The 21887-nt window shown below is 59.2% G+C and carries 22 protein-coding genes; 13 read left to right on the forward strand and 9 right to left on the reverse strand.

What is annotated here, in order from left to right; genetic code table 11:
• Positions 1–3 precede the first annotated feature (3 nt).
• The 9 genes from HBO10_RS22765 (at position 4) to HBO10_RS31635 (ending at position 10644) form a co-directional block, all read left to right on the forward strand.
• Entirely contained in the window at positions 4–273 is a 270-nt protein-coding gene (locus HBO10_RS22765; RefSeq protein WP_003191595.1) for a DUF2934 domain-containing protein, read from the forward strand.
• A gap of 121 nt (positions 274–394) precedes the next feature.
• Positions 395–2554 carry a glycogen debranching protein GlgX gene (glgX, locus tag HBO10_RS22770; RefSeq protein ID WP_034127560.1) on the forward strand — a complete coding sequence of 720 codons (2160 nt, stop codon included), beginning with the start codon at positions 395–397 and terminating at the stop codon, positions 2552–2554.
• Between the two features lies 1 nt (position 2555).
• Complete coding sequence (locus HBO10_RS22775; RefSeq protein ID WP_034127561.1) at positions 2556–3554, forward strand: acyl-CoA dehydrogenase family protein; 999 nt, start codon at positions 2556–2558, stop codon at positions 3552–3554.
• Positions 3551–4309, forward strand: coding sequence for a PIG-L family deacetylase (locus tag HBO10_RS22780; protein WP_034127562.1), 759 nt, complete (start codon positions 3551–3553; stop codon positions 4307–4309). Before HBO10_RS22775 ends, HBO10_RS22780 begins: the two co-directional genes overlap by 4 nt.
• Complete coding sequence (locus HBO10_RS22785) at positions 4306–4905, forward strand: SAM-dependent methyltransferase (protein ID WP_034127563.1); 600 nt, start codon at positions 4306–4308, stop codon at positions 4903–4905. The genes HBO10_RS22780 and HBO10_RS22785 overlap by 4 nt, the downstream gene beginning before the upstream one ends.
• A complete protein-coding gene (locus tag HBO10_RS22790) occupies positions 4902–5561 on the forward strand; it encodes a glycosyltransferase (protein WP_034127564.1) in 660 nt (219 codons plus the stop codon). The genes HBO10_RS22785 and HBO10_RS22790 overlap by 4 nt, the downstream gene beginning before the upstream one ends.
• A gap of 289 nt (positions 5562–5850) precedes the next feature.
• On the forward strand, positions 5851–6612 hold the full coding sequence (locus HBO10_RS22795; protein WP_034127565.1) for a PIG-L family deacetylase: 762 nt from the start codon (positions 5851–5853) through the stop codon (positions 6610–6612).
• Between the two features lie 212 nt (positions 6613–6824).
• On the forward strand, positions 6825–8972 hold the full coding sequence (locus tag HBO10_RS22800) for a TonB-dependent siderophore receptor (RefSeq protein WP_034127566.1): 2148 nt from the start codon (positions 6825–6827) through the stop codon (positions 8970–8972).
• Between the two features lie 184 nt (positions 8973–9156).
• Positions 9157–10644 carry a methyl-accepting chemotaxis protein gene (locus tag HBO10_RS31635; protein ID WP_169922114.1) on the forward strand — a complete coding sequence of 496 codons (1488 nt, stop codon included), beginning with the start codon at positions 9157–9159 and terminating at the stop codon, positions 10642–10644.
• A 57-nt stretch (positions 10645–10701) separates the two neighbouring features.
• Here the strand turns inward: HBO10_RS31635 and HBO10_RS22810 are convergent, their stop codons facing one another.
• Together HBO10_RS22810 and HBO10_RS22815 are read right to left on the reverse strand one after the other, a co-directional pair.
• The gene (locus tag HBO10_RS22810) at positions 10702–11607 is read right to left on the reverse strand and encodes a LysR family transcriptional regulator (protein ID WP_034127568.1); all 906 of its coding nucleotides are present in this window, start codon (positions 11605–11607) and stop codon (positions 10702–10704) included.
• 68 nt (positions 11608–11675) lie between these two features.
• Positions 11676–12449 carry an SDR family oxidoreductase gene (locus HBO10_RS22815; protein ID WP_034127569.1) on the reverse strand — a complete coding sequence of 258 codons (774 nt, stop codon included), beginning with the start codon at positions 12447–12449 and terminating at the stop codon, positions 11676–11678.
• A 184-nt stretch (positions 12450–12633) separates the two neighbouring features.
• Between HBO10_RS22815 and HBO10_RS22820 the strand changes: the two genes are divergently transcribed.
• Positions 12634–12990: a VOC family protein gene (locus HBO10_RS22820; protein WP_034127570.1), complete on the forward strand. Its 357-nt coding sequence runs from the start codon at positions 12634–12636 to the stop codon at positions 12988–12990.
• A 78-nt stretch (positions 12991–13068) separates the two neighbouring features.
• Here the strand turns inward: HBO10_RS22820 and HBO10_RS22825 are convergent, their stop codons facing one another.
• A complete protein-coding gene (locus HBO10_RS22825) occupies positions 13069–13590 on the reverse strand; it encodes a DUF2867 domain-containing protein (protein WP_052199971.1) in 522 nt (173 codons plus the stop codon).
• A 65-nt stretch (positions 13591–13655) separates the two neighbouring features.
• On the opposite strand from HBO10_RS22825, the gene HBO10_RS22830 reads away from it, so the two are divergent.
• Positions 13656–13904, forward strand: a complete 249-nt coding sequence (locus tag HBO10_RS22830) for a transposase (protein ID WP_003191615.1) — start codon at positions 13656–13658, stop codon at positions 13902–13904.
• Between the two features lie 76 nt (positions 13905–13980).
• Positions 13981–14601: a LysE family translocator gene (locus tag HBO10_RS22835; RefSeq protein ID WP_034127571.1), complete on the forward strand. Its 621-nt coding sequence runs from the start codon at positions 13981–13983 to the stop codon at positions 14599–14601.
• A gap of 223 nt (positions 14602–14824) precedes the next feature.
• Here HBO10_RS22835 and HBO10_RS22840 read toward each other — a convergent pair whose 3' ends face one another.
• From HBO10_RS22840 to HBO10_RS22865, 6 genes are all read right to left on the reverse strand, one after another.
• Positions 14825–15340: a GNAT family N-acetyltransferase gene (locus tag HBO10_RS22840; protein WP_034127572.1), complete on the reverse strand. Its 516-nt coding sequence runs from the start codon at positions 15338–15340 to the stop codon at positions 14825–14827.
• Between the two features lie 259 nt (positions 15341–15599).
• Positions 15600–16814: an aldose 1-epimerase family protein gene (locus tag HBO10_RS22845; RefSeq protein WP_034127573.1), complete on the reverse strand. Its 1215-nt coding sequence runs from the start codon at positions 16812–16814 to the stop codon at positions 15600–15602.
• 279 nt (positions 16815–17093) lie between these two features.
• On the reverse strand, positions 17094–17579 hold the full coding sequence (locus HBO10_RS22850; protein WP_034127574.1) for a hypothetical protein: 486 nt from the start codon (positions 17577–17579) through the stop codon (positions 17094–17096).
• Positions 17580–17785: 206 nt separating this feature from the next.
• Positions 17786–18235, reverse strand: coding sequence for a type II 3-dehydroquinate dehydratase (aroQ, locus tag HBO10_RS22855; protein ID WP_034127575.1), 450 nt, complete (start codon positions 18233–18235; stop codon positions 17786–17788).
• Between the two features lie 19 nt (positions 18236–18254).
• Positions 18255–19649 (reverse strand): MFS transporter, encoded by a 1395-nt coding sequence (locus HBO10_RS22860; protein ID WP_034127576.1) that lies wholly within the window; start codon positions 19647–19649, stop codon positions 18255–18257.
• Positions 19650–19746: 97 nt separating this feature from the next.
• The gene (locus tag HBO10_RS22865) at positions 19747–20799 is read right to left on the reverse strand and encodes a Gfo/Idh/MocA family oxidoreductase (RefSeq protein WP_034127577.1); all 1053 of its coding nucleotides are present in this window, start codon (positions 20797–20799) and stop codon (positions 19747–19749) included.
• Between the two features lie 109 nt (positions 20800–20908).
• Here HBO10_RS22865 and HBO10_RS22870 point away from each other — a divergent pair, with 109 nt between their 5' ends.
• Positions 20909–21850, forward strand: a complete 942-nt coding sequence (locus HBO10_RS22870; protein ID WP_034127578.1) for a LysR family transcriptional regulator — start codon at positions 20909–20911, stop codon at positions 21848–21850.
• Positions 21851–21887: the final 37 nt, after the last annotated feature.

Here is a 21887-nt window from a genome sequence, read left to right on the forward strand (position 1 = left end):
GTGATGAGTAAAGAAGACAAACGCATTCGCGAACTGGCGCATCAGATCTGGGAGTCTGAAGGCAAGCCCGATGGCGCCCACGATCGCCACTGGGAGATGGCGCGCAAGCTGGCGGAAGCCGAGGCGCTGACGCCGAGCAAGCCTAAACCGGCCGCCAAGCCGAAAACCGCGCCCAAGGCTGCGGCAAAGCCCAAACCTGCTGCGCCTGCCGCCGCCAAACCTGCGGCGAAGAAACCCGCCGCCCCGAAGAAGCCCAAACCGCCCGCCCCATGATTTCTCGGGCCTGCAGCACGCATTGCGCGCTGCAGGCCCTTTTCCGTCCAAGCCATGCGCTGAAGCACCGTCAGTACGGCGGCGTTCGGCCCGAAAAAAGACCTTTTGCAGGAGCAACTCGATGAGCAAACCCGACAACACCACAGCGACGCCGGTTCATGAGCCGTCGCGGATCCGTGAAGGTTTGCCCTTCCCCCTCGGCGCCACCTGGGATGGCCTGGGTGTGAATTTTGCGCTGTTTTCCGCCAACGCCACCAAGGTGGAGCTGTGCCTGTTTGACGATACCGGCGAGGTCGAGCTGGAACGCATCGAACTGCCCGAATACACCGACGAGATTTTTCATGGTTACCTGCCCGATGCCCACCCCGGGCTGATTTACGGCTACCGTGTCTACGGCCCGTATGACCCGGCCAATGGTCATCGCTTCAACCACAACAAGCTGCTGATTGACCCCTACGCCAAGCAACTGGTGGGCGAACTCAAATGGTCCGAAGCGCTGTTTGGCTACACCATCGGCCACCCGGACGACGACCTCAGTTTCGATGAACGCGACAGTGCGCCCTTCGTGCCCAAGTGCAAGGTCATCGACCCGGCGCACACCTGGGGCAACGACCAACCGGTACGAGTGCCGTGGGACCGCACGATCATCTACGAAACCCACCTGCGCGGCATCAGCATGCGTCATCCTTCGGTCGGCGAGTCGGTGCGGGGCACCTGCGCCGGTCTGATGGAAGATGACGTGCTCAAGCATATTCGCCAACTGGGCATTTCCTCGGTCGAGCTGTTGCCCGTGCACGCCTTCGTCAACGACCAGCATCTGCTGGAAAAAGGCATGACCAACTACTGGGGCTACAACAGCATTGCGTTCTTTGCCCCCGACCCACGCTACCTGGCCAGCGGCAAGATCGCCGAATTCAAGGAGATGGTCGCGCACCTGCATGAGCAGAAGCTGGAAGTGATTCTGGACGTGGTCTACAACCACACCGCCGAAGGCAACGAGCGCGGCCCGACCCTGTCGATGCGCGGCATCGACAACGCCTCCTACTATCGCCTGATGCCCGACGACAAGCGCTTCTACATCAACGATTCCGGCACCGGCAATACCCTGGATCTGAGCCACCCGTGCGTGCTGCAAATGGTCACCGACTCCCTGCGTTACTGGGCCACCGAGATGCACGTGGACGGCTTCCGCTTCGACCTGGCGACCATCCTCGGGCGATACCGCGACGGGTTCGATGAGCGCCACAGTTTCCTCGTGGCGTGCCGCCAGGACCCGGTGCTGCGCCAGTTGAAGCTCATCGCCGAACCCTGGGATTGCGGCCCCGGTGGCTACCAGGTGGGCAACTTCCCACCAGGCTGGGTGGAATGGAACGACCGCTTCCGCGACACCGTGCGTGCGTTCTGGAAAGGCGACGACGGCCAACTCGCAGACTTCGCCGGGCGCATGACCGCCTCGGGCGAGATGTTCAATCACCGCGGGCGCAGACCGTACAGCTCGGTGAACTTCATCACCGCCCACGACGGCTTCACCCTGCACGACCTGGTGTCGTACAACGACAAACACAACGAGGCCAACGACGAGAACAACCAGGACGGCAGCAATAACAACCTGTCCTGGAACCACGGCGTCGAAGGCCCTACCGACGACCCGGAGATCAACGCGCTGCGCCTGCGCCAGATGCGCAACTTCTTCGCCACTTTGCTGCTGGCCCAGGGCACGCCAATGATCGTCGCCGGGGACGAGTTCGCTCGCACTCAGCACGGCAACAACAACGCCTATTGCCAGGACAGCGAGATCGGCTGGGTCAACTGGGATCTGGACGATGACGGCAAGGCCCTGCTCAAGTTCGTCAAGCGCCTGATCAAGCTGCGTCTGGCGTACCCGATCCTGCGGCGTGGGCGCTTCCTGGTGGGCGACTACAACGAAGACATCGGCGTGAAGGACGTCACCTGGCTGGCGCCGGATGGCAACGAAATGACTACCGAGCAATGGGAAGACAGCCAGGGCCGCTGCCTGGGCATGTTGATGGATGGCCGCGCCCAGGAAACCGGGATTCGTCGTGCCGGGGCCGACGCCACGTTGCTGCTGGTGGTCAACGCCCATCACGACCTGGTCAATTTCCGCCTGCCGCCGGTGCCGGAGGGCGAGTTCTGGACATGCCTGCTCGACACCAACGACCCGGCTGTGCGTGGCCAGGAACGCTTTGATTTCGAGCATGAGTACGCGGTCACCGCTCGCTCGCTGCTGCTGTTTGAACTGCAGCACGAAGGCGAGGTGTGAAATGGCGTTGCACGGTTTCCTTCAGGGCTACCGGGGCTATGCCGACACGCAAGCCCTGGGTAATGCCCTGAGGGCCCTTCAAGAAGAAGGCCTTGATCAACTGCCGTTGCCGGGCAGCGGCCAGACCCTGTCCCGCTTGAGCCAATTGGCCCAGGTGGCCGGGCATGACCTGCGCCTGTGCAAGTTGTTCGAAGGCCATACCGATGCCCTGGCGATCATTGCCGAACTCGACAGCCCCTTGCCGCCGCTGGGCAGCACCTGGGGCATGTGGGCGGCCGAGCCGCCGACGGCCAAGTTGCGCGTGCGTCGCGACGGCCAGCGGCTGCTCGTCGAGGGGCGCAAAGCCTGGTGTTCCGGTGCGGCGGTGGTCAGCCATGGTTTGCTGACGGCCTGGGACGAGGAGGATCGCCAGCAATTGGTGGCCGTGGCGATGGATCAACCGGGCATCAGGGTGACGGATGAGGGGTGGAAGGCGGTGGGCATGGCGGCGACCGGTAGCGTCGACATCCTGTTCAGCGCCGCGAGGGGAATTGCCGTGGGCGGTCCGGGCGACTATCTGTCCCGTCCGGGCTTCTGGCACGGTGGGATCGGCATTGCCGCGTGCTGGTACGGCGCGGCGCAACGCCTGGGTGAAGTGCTGCGCGCCCAATGTGCCAAGCGTGCGGAGCCCCATGCACTGGCCCACCTCGGCGCGGTCGACAGCGCCTTGAACAGCGCCGCCTGCGTGTTACGCGCCAGCGCCGCGCAGATCGACCGCCAGCCTCGCGCCGATGCGCGACAACTGGCGCAACAGACGCGCGCCTGTATCGAGGACACCGTCGAGCAAGTGATCCAGCATGTGGGCCGTGCGGTCGGCGCCGGGCCGTATTGCAAGGACCCGCACTTTGCCCAGTTGATGGCCGATTTACCGGTATATGTGCGGCAAAGTCATGCCGAACGCGACTTGGCCGCCCTCGGTGAGCAGGTTGCCGGCGAGCCCACAGGGAGGTGGGCGCTATGAGGCCCAATCCGATTGTTGGCCAGGGCACGCCGTTGAGTCACTGGCAAAACAGCGCACGATTGGCCGAATTGCAGCACATCAGTGTGGCGCAGTTGGTGCCGCCAGGGCATCGAGCGGTGATCGTCGCCCCGCATCCGGATGACGAGGTGCTGGGCAGTGGTGGTCTGCTGCAAGGGCTGGCTGCGCTGGAGCGCCCTATCCAGTTGATCTCCGTCACCGATGGCAGCGCCAGCCACCCTGGCTCCCGGCGCTGGCCAGTGGAGCGTCTGAGTGTGGTGCGTCCGCAGGAATCGGCCCAGGCTTTGCATCGCCTTGGCTTGCCGCTGCACAGTTTGAAATGGCTGCGCGGCGGGTTTGCCGACAGCCATGTGGCCGAGCGCGAAGCCCAGCTCTGCGAATTTATCCAGCGCCACCTCAAGCCTAACGATGTGGTGTTCGCCACGTGGTGCGAGGATGGGCATTGCGACCATGAAGCTGTGGGCCGCGCCAGCGCCAAGGCAGCCAAGGCCGTCGGTGCAGTGCTGTGTGAACTACCGGTGTGGACCTGGCACTGGGCCACCGCCGAAGACCACAAGGTGCCCTGGCATCGGGCGCGCAAGATCCCGCTGACCGCCGAGCAAGTGGCACGCAAACGCCATGCGATCCACGCCTTCGCCAGCCAGTTGGAGGGCGACCCGCAAATCGGCCTGCCTCCGGTGCTGGCGCCCTATGTGGTGGAGCGCTTGCTGCAACCTTTTGAGATGGTGTTCGTATGAGTGTGGCAACCCCCTACTTCGACCAGTTGTTTGCGGGTAATGACGACCCTTGGGCTTTTCGTCAGCGCTGGTACGAACAACGCAAGCGCGCCCTGACCTTGGCCATGCTGACGCGGCCGCGCTATGCGTCGATATTCGAGCCGGGTTCTGCCAACGGTGAACTGAGTGCCGAGCTGGCCCCGCGTTGTGAACGCCTGCTGTGTTGCGACACTGCAACTGCGGCGGTACGGCTGGCACAAGCGCGGCTGGAGTGTTTTCCTCATGCCCGGGTGGAGCAGCGTCGCCTGCCGGAACAATGGCCCGGCGGGCAATTCGAGCTGATCGTATTGAGTGAGCTTTGTTATTACCTCGATGTAGGTGATTTTAATCGTCTGATCGATTGCGCTCTCGCCGCCTTGACCGCTGACGGGCAAATCCTGGCCTGTCATTGGCGAGTGCCCATTGACGGTTGCCCACAAACCGCCGAACAGGTGCACGCCGTGCTGCAACAGCGGCTGGGTGTAGCACCGTTGGTGCAGTACCAGGACCCGGATTTCCTGCTCGACCTGTGGAGCCTGGATGGCACCTCGGTCGCTCGCCATGAGGGTTTACGATGATCGGTATTCTGATCCCGGCACATAACGAAGAAGCCCTGTTGGATGATTGCCTGAGGGCTGCGCGGATCGCCGCCAACCACCCGGGCTTGCTGGGTGAAGCGGTACAGATTCTGGTAGTACTCGACAGTTGCAGCGATGCCAGCGCGGCGATTGCCCAGGCCCACCAGGTGCATTGCCTGCACGTGCAGGCGCGCAATGTCGGCCACGCCCGCGGCGTGGGTGCACGGTACTTGCTGGAGCAAGGCGCGCGGTGGATTTCCTGCACCGACGCCGACAGCCGTGTCGCCCCTGACTGGTTGGTGGCCCAACTGGCCCAAGGCTGCGACGCAGTGTGCGGCACAGTCACCGTGGACGCCTGGAGCGACGGCTTCGACCCGGCCGCGCAGATTCGCTATCACCAGGCCTACCAGGCCCGCGATGGGCATCGGCATATTCATGGGGCCAACCTGGGCGTGAGTGCCCGCGCCTATGTAGAGGCCGGTGGGTTTGAACCGCTGGAATGCCACGAGGATGTACAACTGGTACGTGAATTGGAGCGTTGCGGTGCCTCCATTGCCTGGAGCCATGCACCGCAAGTGGTGACCAGTGCGCGACTGGATTGCCGGGCTGAGGGTGGATTTGGTGATTACTTGAAGAGCTTGATGCGGGCTGGGTAAAAACAAAATCGCAGGCAAGCCAGCTCCCACAGGGATCCATGCCAGGCGCAGATTTTGTGGGCAACATAGACCCTCTGTGGGAGCTGGCTTGCCTGCGATGACGTCAGCCCAGCAAACATCGCATCAAAGTTGTGCAGATACCCATGCCTGTCTATGCTCCTAACGCCTTGCATGGCATTCCTTGATTGGCATGCTGCGCACTCACCCAGCGGAGCCTGCGGTGAAGACAAGAGCGTCGTCTCGTCAACGGAGCACGACCCGGTATCAACCGACAAGGATGTGACACCCCATGAAACCTGCCTCCTTAAGCGAAGGCCGTCGCGGCCCCGTGCAAATCTGGAACAGTGCGCCGCAGTTGGCGCAAACCCCCATCATCTCCCTGAACAGCCTGGTACCACCCGGTGCTCGCGTCGTGGTAATCGCACCTCATCCTGGCGATGAAGTGCTGGCGTGCGGCGGTTTGCTGCAACTGCTCAGCACCCGCAAGCATCCGCTGCAATTGATCTCCATCACCGATGGCAGCGCCAGCCATCCCGGCTCTCAGGTATGGCCGGCCAGCCGCTTGAGCGTGGTGCGCCCCCAGGAAAGTGCCGAGGCCCTACGGCGATTGGGTATGCCCTTGCACAGCCTGAAATGGATTCGTGGCGGGTTTTGTGATGACGCACTGGCCGCCCGTGAACAGCCCATGAGCCAATTCATCGCGCGCTACCTGCAACCTGGCGACGTGGTGTTTACCACCTGGCGCAACGACGGCAATGACGACCATGACGCCGTCGGCCGCGCGAGTGCCAAGGCGTGCAGCCTGGTAGGTGCGCAACTGTATGAACTGCCGATCTGGGCCTGGCATTGGCCGGCCCGGGAAAGCGCGATAATGCCCTGGCAACGTGCACGCAAGGTCCGCCTGGACACCTGGACCGTCGCGCGCAAGCTGCACGCCGCCCATGCCTACGCCAGCCAGTTGGTGGGTGACCCACAAATTGGCTTACCGCCGATGCTCGCTCAGATATTGCTGGAGCGCATGCGCGAGCCCTACGAAATCCTGTTCACCTGAACACCACCCTGTAGGAGCGAGCTTGCTCGCGAAAAACCTCAACGATAACGCTGGTTTCCGGAATCAACGCGGCGCCTGTGAGTCTTTCGCGAGCAAGCTCGCTCCTACAGAGTTTGGACTTTTCCCTACAGACTCAATCTGTCAGACTGATGCGAATAATTATCAACAGATTTACTATTCGCCACGGAAGGCACTTGGGGAGCCCTACTTTCATGTTTGTGCAACAACGCGGCGGCAACGTTTTCACACCCAGTCTGATGGCAATCACTATCGCTTTAGCAACCTCCAATGCGGCCATTGCCGCCGACGCACCGGCCACCATTGAGCTGGGCGCTACCGAGGTTTCGGGCCAACAGCTTGGCGCAACCACCGAAGGCAGCGAGTCGTACACCACCGGCTCGATGAAGACCGCAACCAAACTGCCGCTGACCCTGCGCGAAACCCCGCAGGCCGTCACCGTGATCACGCGCCAGCGCATGGATGACCAGGCCATGACCAGCATCAACGACGTGGTCAACGCCACGCCGGGGCTGTTCCTCAATTACTCCAACGGCCCTGGGCGACAAGGCTTTACCGCACGCGGTTTCGATATCGACAACCTCATGTATGACGGTATCCCCAGCGGCTACAACGGTGCGTCGGTAGGCGCCCAGCCGAACCTGGCGATGTTCGATCGCGTCGAAGTGGTACGCGGCGCTACCGGCCTGGTAACCGGCGCAGGCAACCCTTCGGCTGCCATCAACCTGATCCGCAAGCGGCCACTGGATGAGCAGAAAGTTACCCTCACCGGCGCCGTCGGCAGCTGGGACGACTACCGCGGCGAGCTCGACGCCTCCAGCCCGCTCAATGACAGTGGCACCTGGCGCGGCCGCGTCGTCACCTCTTACCGCGATGCCAACAGCTTTATCGACAAGGCCGAGCAGGATCATGGCCTGTTCTATGCCGTCACCGAAGCCGACCTGAGCGAAGACACCACCCTGACCCTCGGTTACTCGAACCAGAAGGACAAGACCAACTACTTCTGGGGCGCTTCGATGGTCGGCCTGGATGGGCGCCACCTGGGCCTGTCGCGCTCCTATAACCCAGGCACCGATTGGGAGAACAAGGACCAGGAAATCAACACCGTGTTCGCTGAGCTGCGCCAGCGCCTGGCCAACGACTGGAGCCTGCAGGTCAACGCCAACTATGCCGAACAGAACGCCTTGTTCTCCGGCTCCTACCAATCGCGCTGGACCAACGACACCCTCGCCCGCACGGTGTACCAGGCCAGCTACGATGAAAACCAGGCCGGGCTCGACGCCTTTGCCAGCGGCCCGTTCGAGGCGTTCGGCCGTACCCATGAACTGGTGGTGGGCGCCAGCAAGCGCATCTACGACATGACCACCCACAACTACAGCCCGTACGACCTCAACTGGCCGATCAATGCGGGCAAGCCGAACTTCACCCGCACCAACAACGTTCGCGAAGTCACCACCCAGGACGGTTTCTACCTGACCAGCCGCCTGAGCCTGGCCGACCCGCTGAAGCTGATCCTCGGCGCTCGTCTGGACTGGTACGACTACGACAACCGTGATGCCGCCGGCGACTACAAGGTCACCCGCAACCTCACCCGCTACGCAGGCCTGATCTACGATCTGGACGACCAGCATTCGGTTTATGTGAGCTACAGCGACATCTTCACGCCGCAAAAAGACAAGAGCACAGCCGGCACTCCGCTCAAACCCATCGTCGGTAAAAATTATGAGGTGGGCGTCAAAGGCGAATACTTCGGTGGCACGTTGAATGCCAGCGTAGCGCTGTTCCGTGTCGACCAGGAAAACCGCGCCGTGGCCGTGGTGGTGCCCAACTGCCCGCAGGCGTCCTGTGCAGAAGCCTCGGGCGAAATCCGCAGCCAGGGTATCGACTTCGAACTGCAAGGCGCCTTGACCGAAAACTGGCAGGTCGGCGGCGGCTATACCTATGCGCGCACCCACACCATCAAGGACGACGCCAACCCGCAGAAGGTCAACAAGCAGTTCGATACCGACATCCCGGAACATCTGTTCAAAGTGACCACCCGCTACAACTTCCAGGGCCCGCTGGAAAAACTCCGCGTCGGCGGCAATATCTCCTGGCAAAGCCGCATGTACAACGACATCAAGCTAGCGGATGGCAGCAACTACCGGCTCCAGCAAGGCGGCTACGCCGTCACCGACTTGATGGCGGGCTACCGGGTCAATCAGCACCTGGACTTGCAGCTCAATGCCAACAACATTTTCGACCGCCACTACTACCAGTCCATCTCCAACGATGTGGACTATGGTGGCGACTCCTATGGCAGCCCCCGCAATATGATGCTGACCGCCAAGTACAGTTTCTGAGCCCCATGCCCACCTCGGCTGCCCGCTCGGGCAGCCGCTCTTAAAGTCCCACGCCCACATGCCTATAACGCGTGGGTAACCGGCAACAATCCTGAATATCTGCTTGACTCCACAGCGGCGCGCCTGTGTGGCACACCGCGTGCTTGCTTGACCTCGACGCCCCCCTCTCATGGAGTAAGAGTGAATGCCCGTTCGTTTTCAAGAGCACTATCGCAAGGCCGACCGCATCATGCTGGCATTGATCTGGCTGATGTTCCTGTTCTCCCTCGGCCTGGCGTTCTGGCACGACACCCTCATGCAGGCCGTGATCGTCGGTGGGGGCACCGGCGTGGTGCTCACGGCGCTGTATCGCGTCATCGGCGGCACCCGCGTGATGCGCTGTGCACTGGGTGCCGGCTTGATGGTGATGGCGGCGTTGCACATCAACCAGGCGCACGGGGTGATCGAATCCCACTTCGGCATTTTCGCGCTGTTGGCGGTGCTGACCTTCTACCGTGACTGGCTGCCGATTTTGGTGGCGGCACTGACCATCGCGGTGCATCACGTGGTGTTCCATGCCTTGCAGCACCAGGGTTTCCCTGTGTTTGTGATGGAGCATCACGGCGGCTGGACGATGGTGTTCGTCCACGCCTTCTATGTGGTGATGGAGACCGTCGCCCTGCTCTACCTGGCCGTCCATAGCCAGGCCGAAGCGGTGGAGAGCCAGGAAATGCTGGAGAAGATGCTCGCCGTTACCTCGCAGTTCACGGTGGAAACCGCCCAAGGTGAAGGCAAGGCCCACGTGTCCCTCGCCAAGCGGTTCGACCACTTCCTGCAGCAACTCACCCACCTGATCGACGGCGTCGCCCGCGACTCCCATGGCCTGGGCCAGCTCGGCCAGGAACTGGCCAGTGCGAGCGGCACCCTGGAAAAAGGCGCACGGCATCAACTGGCGCAGATCGGCGAAATGACCGGTTCGATGCAGCGCATGGAAGACGCCATGGGCCACATTACGGTGCAGGTCGAACAGGCAGTGGAACATGCAGGCCAGGCCAGCCAGCAGATTGTGCGCGGCCAGGAAAGCGTCGGCCGCGCCCAACATGAAATCAGCCAATTGGCCTCGCGCATCAACGGCACGGAATCGACCGTGGAATCCCTGGCGGTGCAGGCAGAGCAAATCGGCTCGGTGCTGGAAGTGATCAGCAGCATCGCCAACCAGACCAACCTGCTGGCCCTCAACGCCGCCATCGAGGCCGCCCGCGCCGGCGAGCAAGGCCGTGGCTTTGCCGTGGTGGCCGATGAAGTGCGCAGCCTGGCCCAGCGCACCGCCCTCTCCACCCAGGAAATCAAGAGCATCATCGAGGGCCTGCAACACGGCAGCCGCCAAGCCGTCGAAGCCATGCACGCCAGCCGCGAAGGCGTAGAGCGCTGCGTGGCAGACAGCCAAGTGGCCGTGGAGATGCTACGGGCTGTGGGCGAGGACATCGCGCACATCGACCAACTCAACGGCCACATCGTCACCACCACCCGCGAGCAGACCTCGGCCAACCTGGAGATCGTCGAGCGCTTGCAGTCGGTACAAAGCATCGCCCAGAACACCGCCGACGACGTCGAGACACTCGCCCGCAGCAGCGAACGCCTGCCACCGATCGCGGTGCGGCTGGATGCGTTGGGGCGCAGGTTTCATCCTTGAGCCCAACCCGGAACATGGCGAGTCAGAGAGAACAGGTGGGCAGAGCGCTGGAGTGCATCAAGGTTCCAGATGCGGAGCCATCAAGGCGGCAAACCAATCGATGAACGCGCCAAGGCGACGAGAGCGTTGGCGGCGAGTCGGGTACAGGACTGAAACGCACATGGGGGCCGGCCGATAGGCCGCCATCACCTCCACCAATTCGCCGCTGTCCAATAAATGCTGAACATCGAACAACGGCACCTGAATCAAGCCAAGCCCTGCACAGCATCCTGCGATGTAGCTTTCGGCATTGTTGACCACCACGCGGCTCGGCATCATGACAGCCTGCGCGGTGCCATCGACGCAATATTCCCACGCCGTTTCCTGACCGCCTGCGCTCGTGCTGTAGCCGATACAGACATGCCGATCTTGCAAATCGCCAGGCTGTGTGGGCACCCCGAATTCCGCCAAGTAGGCGGGGCTCGCGCAATTGACCAGCAACACCTTACCCAAAGGTTTCACCACCAGGCTGCTGTTCTGCGGGGTGCCAAAACGAATGACACAGTCAACGCCTTCCTGTACCAGATCAATGGCGCGATCGGTGGAGCCCAGGCCGAGTTGGAGTCCAGGGTAGCGGTGGAGAAACTCGGCCAACGCAGGCATCACCAGGCGCCGCGCTATGCGGCTGGGCACGTCCACTTCCAGACGGCCCATGACCTGTTCCTGATGGCGGTTAAACAGTTGGTCGATATCATCGATGTCCAGCAAGACCTGGCGCGCCTTCAGCAGTAACTGGGTGCCATCGGCGGTCAGGGAGACCTTGCGGGTTGTCCGGTGCAGCAGTCGAGTGCCAGCATTGGCCTCCATCTGTTGAATGGCGGCCGACACGCTCGCGCGTGGCAGCCTCATCAGCCGTGCCGCTTGTATGAAACTGCCAAGCTCTGCGACCTGAACGAAGACGCGGTACTGTTCGATTCTATCCATGGGCTCTCAATGCTCGGGGGGCACGGATCGATCGGCGCTCACCACGTCTGCGCCAGCGCGTTAACCGTTTACTTGGTGGTGTAGCCGCCATTGATCAAAATTGTCTGGCCCGTCACCCACCACCCGTCACTGACCAGGTTACGGATGAACGGGACCACATCCTCGATATCTGTCAGGCCCGTGCTCGAGAACGGCGACAGCGCGGCAGCCGTCTTGTGGTAACTGACCGCATCCTCACCTTCGGCCGGGTAGAAGAACGGCGTGTCCATCGGCCCCGGCCCTACTGCCGTGACCGAAATACCTCGAACGCCCAGCTCCTTCGCCGCCGCTCGCGTAAATTGCTCTACCGGCGCCTTGCTGCCAGCATATGCAGCGTAAAAGGGCGTGAAAGCGCCCAGCAGTGAAGTGACAATAGTGCAGATCTTGCCATTGTCATTGAGGTGCTTGCCGGCTTCCTTGATAAAAAAGAACGCAGTCTTGGAGTTGACGGCCATCATCTCGTCATACTCCGCCTCCGTGATTTCAGCCATTGGCTTTTTCAGCACCTTGCCCACGGTATTGATCGCGATGTCCGGCCTGCCGACTGCGGCGACGGCATCGTTGAAGAGTTTTTCCATCGCTCCCGCCGTGGTCAAGTCTGCTTGCAAGGCCACAGCCTTCGCGCCTAGCGCCTCGATTGCGGTGACGGTTGCGTTCGCGTCAGCCTGGCTGGAAGCGCTGTTGTAGTGCACGACCACAGCCTTGGCGCCATGCTTGGCCAGATCGCGGGCGATCAACCCGCCGAGGTTCTTCGCACCACCCGCGATCAGTGCAACCTTGCCGTTGATTGAATGATTAGGCATGACAACATTCCTTTAATTGGGAGAAGTACGCCGCCATTCTAGAGTGGCCCTCGACAAAGATAAGCACACCTTGGCTGGATGCAGTGTTCAGAGATACTGGCTAATCACAAAGGCCCTATCGGTGAATGAAAAGGATGTGAGGTACGCTACACTCCGGCCTTGCACGCCGGCCAAGGAAGCCCCCATGAGTACTCGTGGCAGAGACCGACAGATCGACAATATCGAATTCAACGTAAGCGACATTGCCCGCAGTAAAGCCTTCTACGGCGCTGCATTCGGCTGGACATTCGTCGACTACGGCCCCACCTACAGCGAGTTCAGCGATGGCCGGCTCACGGGTGGTTTCACCACCGGCGAGCCTGTGCGGCCGGGCGGCCCCTTGGTTATCGTGTACGCAGATGACTTGGACAGTGTGCAGCAGAGGCTTCAACAGCTGGGAGCGGTGATAACCCGCCAGACATTTTCGTTTCCCGGTGGCAGCCGGTTCCACTTTACCGACCTGGATGGGTATGAACTGGCGGTGTGGAGCGTTGCGCCGTGATCCAGCGCTTTCGCTGTATCGCTGAAGCTCGACATCTCCAACCGAGAACAGGTTGCGTTGTGTGAGCCTGTTCTGGGTTCAAAGCTGTTGCAGCTTGCGCTGCAAGCGCGTCATGTACCGATTGACGATCAGTTTGTGCGCCGGCCCCACCGGTAGCATGTAAAGGCGCCCGAAGGTGTTGTGGGTGATCACCGATGAAGTGATCGTCAGCACACGATCAGCAATTGAAAGGCAAATCATCACATCCAGGTGCCGGTCACGCTCAGTCAGCACCAGCCTATCCGGCGCGCAGTCCTCTACCAAGAAAAAATCAAGCCGCTCACCCGCTTGCACCGTCACGCGCCGATTGCCGGAGAACCCGCCGATGCGCTTTACGCCAAACCTTGAAGAAATCCCATCCCTGATCCGAAAGGCCAATCGCAACAGCGGCCCTGATTCGGCGGTCATGATGTTCCAGGCATCCAGCGCGCTGATCTCAGCCGACAATGGCACCGACCTGTAATCGTAATAATCGAGTTCGGACGGTGCACCCAATGTGTGACTTCCAGAGCGAGTCGCCAAGATTTTTCCGTCCATGACCAAAACAGGAATTGGCATCATAACGCCTCAAGCGAATGCTGCGCTAAGCTCGACAGGGTCTGTGTAACTCAAGCGGAGTACCCATTATGGAATACGACGAAAAACTGATTGAGGAAGCCGTACTTGCCCTGCTGACCACCTTCAGCTTTGATAACGGCAACTCATGGAAAGGCCACGACTTTCAAATAATGAACCGACTCCACGAGCAAGGTTTTATCAGTAATCCGGTGAACAAAAACAAATCCATTTGGTTGACGCAGGAAGGCTTGGAACGGGGCAGGCAAATTGCCGATCGGTTGTTTGGCGCGGCACCTGAAGCGCTCGCGGGGCCATAAGCCCAGCCACGGAGTGTTAAACCGCGCTTCATGCGTTTATCCTCAAGACTCCCCGACCTGCCAACCCGGAGCCGCCATGGACCTCGCCACCCTCGCCCTCTTCCTGCCCGCCTGCTTCGCCCTGAACATGGCCCCCGGCCCCAATAACCTGCTATCCGTGAGCAACGCTACCCGCTATGGCTACCGCACCTCCTGCCTCGCCGGTCTCGGCCGTCTGCTGGCCTTCGCCGGCATGATCGCCCTCGCGTCCGCTGGCTTGGCGGTGGTACTGCAAACCTCGGAGTTGTTGTTCTACGGGATCAAGATTCTCGGCGCGGCGTATCTGTTTTACCTGGCATATCAGCTATGGCGCGCAGATCCGCAGCAGCAGGTGGACACCGCGACGAGCAAGGTAGGCCTGTGGGCCTTGGCGCGGCAGGAATTTCTGGTGGCCGCGGGCAACCCCAAAGCGATCCTGATTTTCACCGCCTTCCTCCCGCAATTCGTGGTGCCCGGCCAACCCATCACCGCGCAATTTGCCCTGCTGGGTGTGATGTTCCTGGCCTTGGAATGGGTGGCTATCAGCGCCTACGCCTATATGGGCCTGCATATGCGCCGCTGGTTTGCCGAGCCGAAGGGCAAGCGCCTGTTCAATCGCTGCTGCGCGGGTTTGTTGTCAGCGGCCGCGGCGGTGTTGTTGACTGCGCGTAAGGCATGAGTGAGGTGTGAATGCGCCTGTGAAGATAGCCGTCATCGGTATCCACCTACCTTCAGTACGACGCTGCACCTGTGGCGAGGGAGCTTGCTCCCGTGACGACCTGGCAGCCGACGCCAATATAATTGATGCCCCGTGATCCAAATGTGGGAGCTGGCTTGCCTGCGATGACGGCCTGGCAGCCGACAACGATCCCACTGATGCCCAAGTTGCGTAAATACCTAGGCTATCTCAACGGCAAACCATACCTCACCTCCACCAGCGCAACACCGCCCCTCTCAAGATCGCGCTCAGTCCCGGCCTCCTCCACACACCCCGCCCGGCGATAAAATCGAATAGCCCGTTCATTACCGGCCAGCACCCACAGCGTTAAACGCTCATAGCCTTGCACCAATAGATCCTGCAAGCCGGCTTTCCACAAGGCCAGCCCAACGCCGGTTTGCCAATGCTCGGCGAGCACGTAGATGGCCATGACCTCACCTGCATTAGCCTGCACAGCATCTTCATCACGGCTGGCGCCCACAGCTATCCAGCCAACCACCTGCTGGCCTACCTCGGCAACCCATACCGTCGACTCACCCAAGGCAAGCGAGCGAACCCAATGGGCTTCGCGCCTAGCCAGCGTTGCTTGCAACCTGCTCAAGAACTGGGCGGGCATCAGGTCACGGTAGGCATCCTGCCAACTGCTGATATGCACCTGGGCAATGGCTTTTGCGTCGGTGGGTAATGCTCTGCGAATCATGGAGATGCTCCTGAAATACGGTTATTCCAGTATGCATGCCCGTCGATGACAGAAAGCCCTGCGCTGAACAGGGCCCAATATCAATGCCAACCCCAATGTAGGAGCGAGCTTGCTCGCGAAGAGCTTCAACGATAACGCGGGCTTCCTGAGTGAACGCGGCGCCTGTGGTTTTTTCGCGAGCAAGCTCGCTCCTACAGTTGCAGGGCGATTCCGGCGTCGATGAAGAACGCCAGGCTCCGCGTGGAGGCTCCAGCCAATGTCACCCCTTGGTCAGATCCACCAAAGGCGTCTGCCGCACCTCAGTCTCCCGCCCACCCTGAATCTCGCTGACCTGCTTCAAGGCCTTTTCAACAGCCGCCTTATCCGCCAACAAGCTGTAGCTGATACGGAACTGCTTATGTTCCTTCGCCCCGATCGTAGGCACCAGGTTCAATGGCCGCTGATAACGACGGTTGTACGAAAAACTCGTCCCCGGCTCCAACCCCGTGACATAGCCCTGCCCCTGGGTATCGGTGTTCTTCCACAGCGAAAACACCGGCAGTGTCTGCGTATTGAAACCCACCGAAACCCCGAGGCTACCGGCCTTGTTATGCAACACCGTCAAGGTATCGCCCTTGGCATCGGCATACGGCACCACGTTGTAGACCGTTTCGTCATAGTCCTTGGTCGGCGCACGATAGGTTTGCCAGTCGGCCAGTTCGCCCTTGGCCTTGTCGTTGAAGGGCGACACCTGCTTCACCGGCGCAACGAACCGCGCACCCTGCTCCAGAAACGGCGTACTGAAGTTACTGTGATACAGCGCCTGGTATTCCTTCGGATAATCGCCATTGTTGGTGAGCGTGTCGTTGAGGGCGAACACCACACTGCCAGGCTCGGTGACCAGTTCGGTCGCAACAGAGAAATCGACCTTCTTGAACGCCTGCTCTTTCAGTTCGCCGCGCAAGGTGATGGCGTACGGCGGTTTTTCATCGATATGCAGGGTGACTTTATTCGCGGGAATATTAGCGGCCCGCCCGTGCAGGGTCAGCAGCTCGCCGTTGTCGATACCAGGGTGCCCGACCCATTCGTAGCCGCAGCGAGTAACCAGCTCATTGAAACCTTCCAACCATCCCAGACCACCGCGGCCATTGAGCTCGATGAAGGACGGATTCACCACTTCCTTGACCGGCGAATCCCACCCCATGCGCACATCGCCGACCGACGCCTGCAACACGTTCATGCCACGTGTCGGCACTACCGAGAGCTTCATCGTGCCGTTATCGATATCGACGATGCTCACGCCCTCCTGCCGACCACCGTGCAGGGTGCGTAGGGTAACGCTGAAGGGCTTATCGGTTTGGATGCCGAGTTGCTGGCTGGTGACCCGCCAGTTCTGGGCGGCTTTGTCCGTGTCGAGCAACACGTAATCCCAGGCCAGGGCTTGAGAGGCGGCAGAGAATGCGCTGAGGGCAACGAGGAGTTTTAGCGGGGTCATGGCGGTGGCCTTTATTGGAGTTGTTTGCGTTTTATAAACTCGATGAAACGTTTCAGCAAGCTTAAAAGACGAGACCGTGTGTGGAAAGGCCATGAAGCAGGTGGAACAGATCAGGAGGTCAAGGCGATGCGCTTGCGGGCAGGCTGGAACGAAAACGCGAGTGGGCGGTGTATGAGCTTTGGTCCATCCGTGCCGGTTACAACCTTGCGTTGACTCATTGGCTGCAATCGGCCAGAAGCGGACGCTCTCCAGAGTCCCTATACATAGTTGATTGCCAAGCTAATCCCTAAGCTCGAATTGCTGAAACCCCACGCGCCTGACGTAAACCCAAAAGTCATCCTTTGGCTCATATTGCTCCATGCAAACACTTTGATCCTGGTACAGTTCATCTTCGTCGATCAGGATGCGATCCCAATCGAAGTCAGGGTTCTTGGAAATGGTATAGCTAGGGTAAGGTTTGTCGAGATCGAAGTGGATCGAGTACACGAACAACGGAGATTCCCACGGCATGTGGGTTTCGTACAACCGCATCAGTTCGGGCATCTGTGCTTTACAGTGCTGTTCGGCAAACCTCAATGCCTGGGGCAAATCATCCCACGTAGCCTTGACCGCGCGTTGCGCAGCGGCGAGCCTGGCGTAAGGTGGCTCGTCATTGTGGTGCTGGACGTAAATCAATCGGCTGCCGAACTGGAATTCGCATTGCCAGACACCCGAGGGAGCACGCCAGTGACCAAGCATGGATTCGGTCAGTAGATTGATGTCCATATCGGTACCACAGATGGAAAGGTGCTCAGTTTACCCTCTCAAATATCAGCCTGGGAATGCGCAGGCGTTTGGGCTATTTGTCCGACATCCATGGGGTGTGACCGGCAGCAATGGGTCGAAAACTGCCGATCGTGAACGGCGGAAATCGACCCGAAGCGTGGTAATCCACAATTTCTGGCTCTAGGCAGTGCCAGCAAACGTCTCGGTTAGGCGTTTGATTGTTCCAGGCTGCTTGCATAGTGCTGTATCGCCATTCGATACCCATCAGTGCCGAACCCTGCGAGCACGCCTTTGGCAACGCGTGACACGTAGGAAAAATGCCTGAAATCTTCACGCCTGTGGACATTTGAGATGTGAACCTCAATCACCGGTACCTCGGCTGCAATCAACGCATCGTGGATGGCTGCCGATGTATGGGTCCATGCTCCTGGATTGATCACAATCCCCGCAATCCTTCTACGGGCGTGGTGAATCCATTCAATCATTTGCCCTTCGTGATTGGTTTGCTGAAACTCAATTACAAGCCCAAGTTCTTCGCCGTACTCACGACATGTCTGCTCAACGTCGGCCAATGTTTCCGACCCATACACCTCGGGCTCTCTCAATCCCAACATGTTCAGGTTAGGGCCGTTCAAAACCAGGATGGTTTTCATCATTTAATCCTCGCGAGTCGCTTCATTTCTTTACGGTACTCATGGCTGCCAGACGTGCCTTATGATATTCGCCGGCTTCTGTGGATTGGGCATCGCGGTTACCGAGGTCGGCTGTAGGAATTCGAGAGGTCTCGGGCGCGCACCAGGCCGCGATACCAGCTAGCAACGTGCACACACAGGCGATCCCACCGACAATCAAGGGTATGTTTTCAGTCCCAGGGCCTGCGATCAGGGCAAACAGAGCAGGTAACATTGCGGTGATGAACAGTCCGCTGTTTTGCGAAATTGCCATCCCCGACACGCGGTAACGTGTTTCAAATTGCTCTGGGAAAAAGGATGGGAACACCGCGTTGTAGCCCTGGTAGATCATTCCCCACATCAGCAGTGAGGCGCCGAAAGCAAGCGGGAGGCTGTGAATGCTGATTGCGTATAAATAAGCAAAGGACATCAGCCCGCAACCAAAGGCGCTTGCGATGATCAGAGGCCGGCGCCCAACCTTGTCAGAAAGATTGCCCACGAAAGGGATGCACAGCACCGCCACGATGTTGCCAACGACCGGGATCCACAGGTACACGCTTTTATCGAAACCGATGCCATAGGCAGGTTGCACCGCATAGGCCGCTCCAAACACGGTCGTAATGACTGGAATAACATTCATCAACGAAACCCCAACGACCACCAGCATGCCTCTCCAGCTGTGTTTGAAAGCTCCGATAACCGGCGATTCAGACTTCTCATCTTTCTTTGTTTGCTCTACGAATACTGGCGGTTCCTCAACTTCCCGGCGAATGATAAAGCCAGCGATCAGCACCACAGCGCTCAAAAGAAAGGGAATACGCCAGCCCCAGCTATTGAAGGCTTCATCGGACATGAAATAGGCCAGAGGCAGGAAAATGGCTGCTGCGAGTACCTGACCTGCCTGTACCCCTTGAAGTGTGTAGCTGCCGAAGTATCCTCTTCGTCCTTGGGGTGCATGCTCCAGAATCATTGAGCTGGCTCCCGAGATCTCTCCCGCTACAGCAAACCCCTGCACCAGTCGCAGAACTACTAGCAGGATAGGTGCCCATATACCAATCTGGTGGTAGGTCGGCAGCAGGCCTACCGCCATGGTGGCGAATCCCATCAGGAACATGCATAGCAGCAGTACGTTCTTGCGTCCTCGAGTATCACCCCAGTGCCCCAAGAAGAACGCGCCGATAGGGCGAGCAATGTACCCAACCCCGTAAGTCGCCATAGCCGCCACGATGGCAATCTTTGGATCGGTTGATGGGAAGAAGAGTTGTGGAAATATCAGTGCTGCCGCTTGGGCATAGATGAAAAAGTCGTAATACTCCAACGCGGAGCCGATCCAACCACTCGCGGTGGCTTTCTTGGCTTGCTTGGAACGGTGCTGCTCTGTCGCTGTTGCTGTGTTCATCTGACTACTCCAGATATTGTTTTTATAGGTCTGGCAGGGCAGCAAAAACCGCCCCCGGTACACGCAAAACAGGGCATGACTGGAAGCCATGCCGGGCTCAAATACGGTCGATTTCTATGATCGAGCCGCTTTTTGCGGCCTGTGAAATAGCCTCAGTGATAATCAGATTCCGCAGTCCGTCGCGCACGGAGACCAAAGGCGTTTCCGTGCCTCGTATGACGTTGCAAAAGTGCTCAAGCTGGATCTCAAGGGGATCTGTGCGGTCGACAGCGCAGTGGCCCGTTTGGAAGGGCTTCCACCATGATCTGTCTTCGGCCTTCACGTAGTATTTGAGGCGCATTGTGGGCACTGACAGTGAGCCGTTCTTCCCACTGATGACGTAGCAATCCTCATCCTCGTAGGACGGATAGCTCGCGTTTTCTTGCGATGTTTGTTCCCAACTGCGGGCACATCCGGTGCTATCGGAAAGCAAGAAGGAACCGAGAGCTCCATTCTCAAAGCGCAGGCCGATACACACGGTATCTTCGACAGGAAATCCACGTGCGACACTCGACTGCATTGCTTGAACAGCAACAATTTCTCCGCACAGCGAACGCAGGTTGCCGATCTCATGGATCATATTGATCAAGATAGGGCCACCGCCTTCCTGGCGTCGCCAGATGGCAGCGTCGAAATAGTCATCTGGTTTGTAAAACAGAGCGCTGCCTTGCACGGCAACGATGTCTCCAAGAATGTCGTCACGGATGATCTCTCGCGCCTTGGCAAGAATTGGGCTATGCGCTCGATGATGTCCTACGAGCAGCTTGGCGTCAGTTGCATCGGCAACAGCGAGTAACCGCCTGCCCTCCTCAACGCTGTGCGCCACCGGCTTCTCTATCAGCGCGGCAACACCAGCCTCAATGCATTGCAAAGTCTGTTCGACATGTAAGGCGTTTGGAGTGGCGAGAATTACGCCATCAGGCTTGTCCTCGGCGAAACAAGCCAGAAGATTTTCATACTGCGAGGCGCCCAGCGAGTCTAGGTAGGAGCCATCAAGTTCGAACGGATCGATAACGGCTGCCAGTTCGCAAGAAGAACTCGCTTGGATGAGTTCGATATGGCGTCGACCGATGAGGCCGGCACCCGCTACCGCAATTCTGATTTTGGACATGCTTTGATCTTCGCGAGCGTTATTGTTTTAAATCTCGACGTACTGAAGTCGTGATTCGATCTGCTAGGATCAAGGCTACTATCAACGCGCAAAGCTATAATTGAGCCATATGGAAAATCAGAATTCTCCATTAGTAAATAATGATCCCTTCCTGAGGGATCTGCTTCTGTTCTCAGTCATCGCAAAACGTGGAAGTTTTAGCGCGGCCGGGACAGAGCTTGGAATTTCTCCCGCCCATGTCAGCAAGCGTGTTTTGGAGTTGGAAGAGACGCTGAGCTGTAAGCTCTTTAACCGGACAACCAGGCGGGTTTCGATCACAAAAGATGGCGAAACGATGCTCGTTTGGGCGCAGACGATCATGGACAACGTCAATGGGATGCTGGAGACATCACTGGGTGACCGGGTCGAGCCCAGAGGCACGCTGCGTATCAGCACAAGCCAGCGAATGGGACGATTTCACATCGCTCCAGTTCTGGCCTTGCTTCGTAAACGCTACCCAAAATTAGAGGTGTGGCTTGAGCTGGTTGACCGTCGAACTGACCTCATTGGGGAGCAGTTCGACATCGATATCCGAGTTGGAGAAGTTAACGAGCAAAATCTGATTATTCACAAAATCGCAGATAGCCAGAGGATTCTCTGTGCTGCTCCGAGTTACCTGGAAGAGCGCGGTAATCCAAACTCTGTGAGCGAGCTTCAACGCCACGATTGCCTGTTGTTTCGTGGGAGGGATCAAAGCTTTGGTGTATGGCGGCTCGAGGGGCCAAACGGTCTTGAGTCGGTGAAAGTCACAGGGCCGATGGCGTCCAATCACAGTGATGTCGTTCGAGAGTGGGCGCATGATGGTTTCGGCATCATCATGGCATCAACCTGGGATGTGGCCCCGAGCATCAGGAATGGGACACTCATTCGCATTCTGCCTGAACATTTCCAGCCGGCGAATGTGTCCGCAGTCACTACGATTCGGGCTTCTGGCTCGATGAAGATCAGGGTATGCCTGGAGTTTCTGAGTGCACACCTGAGTTCTGGCCCTTACGCGCTACGAAATGGCTAAGTCCCAGAGGGTGTCGCTACGACCGGCATTTATTGGC

Source organism: Pseudomonas sp. WS 5503, from assembly GCF_012985385.1.
GTDB lineage: Bacteria > Pseudomonadota > Gammaproteobacteria > Pseudomonadales > Pseudomonadaceae > Aquipseudomonas > Aquipseudomonas paracarnis.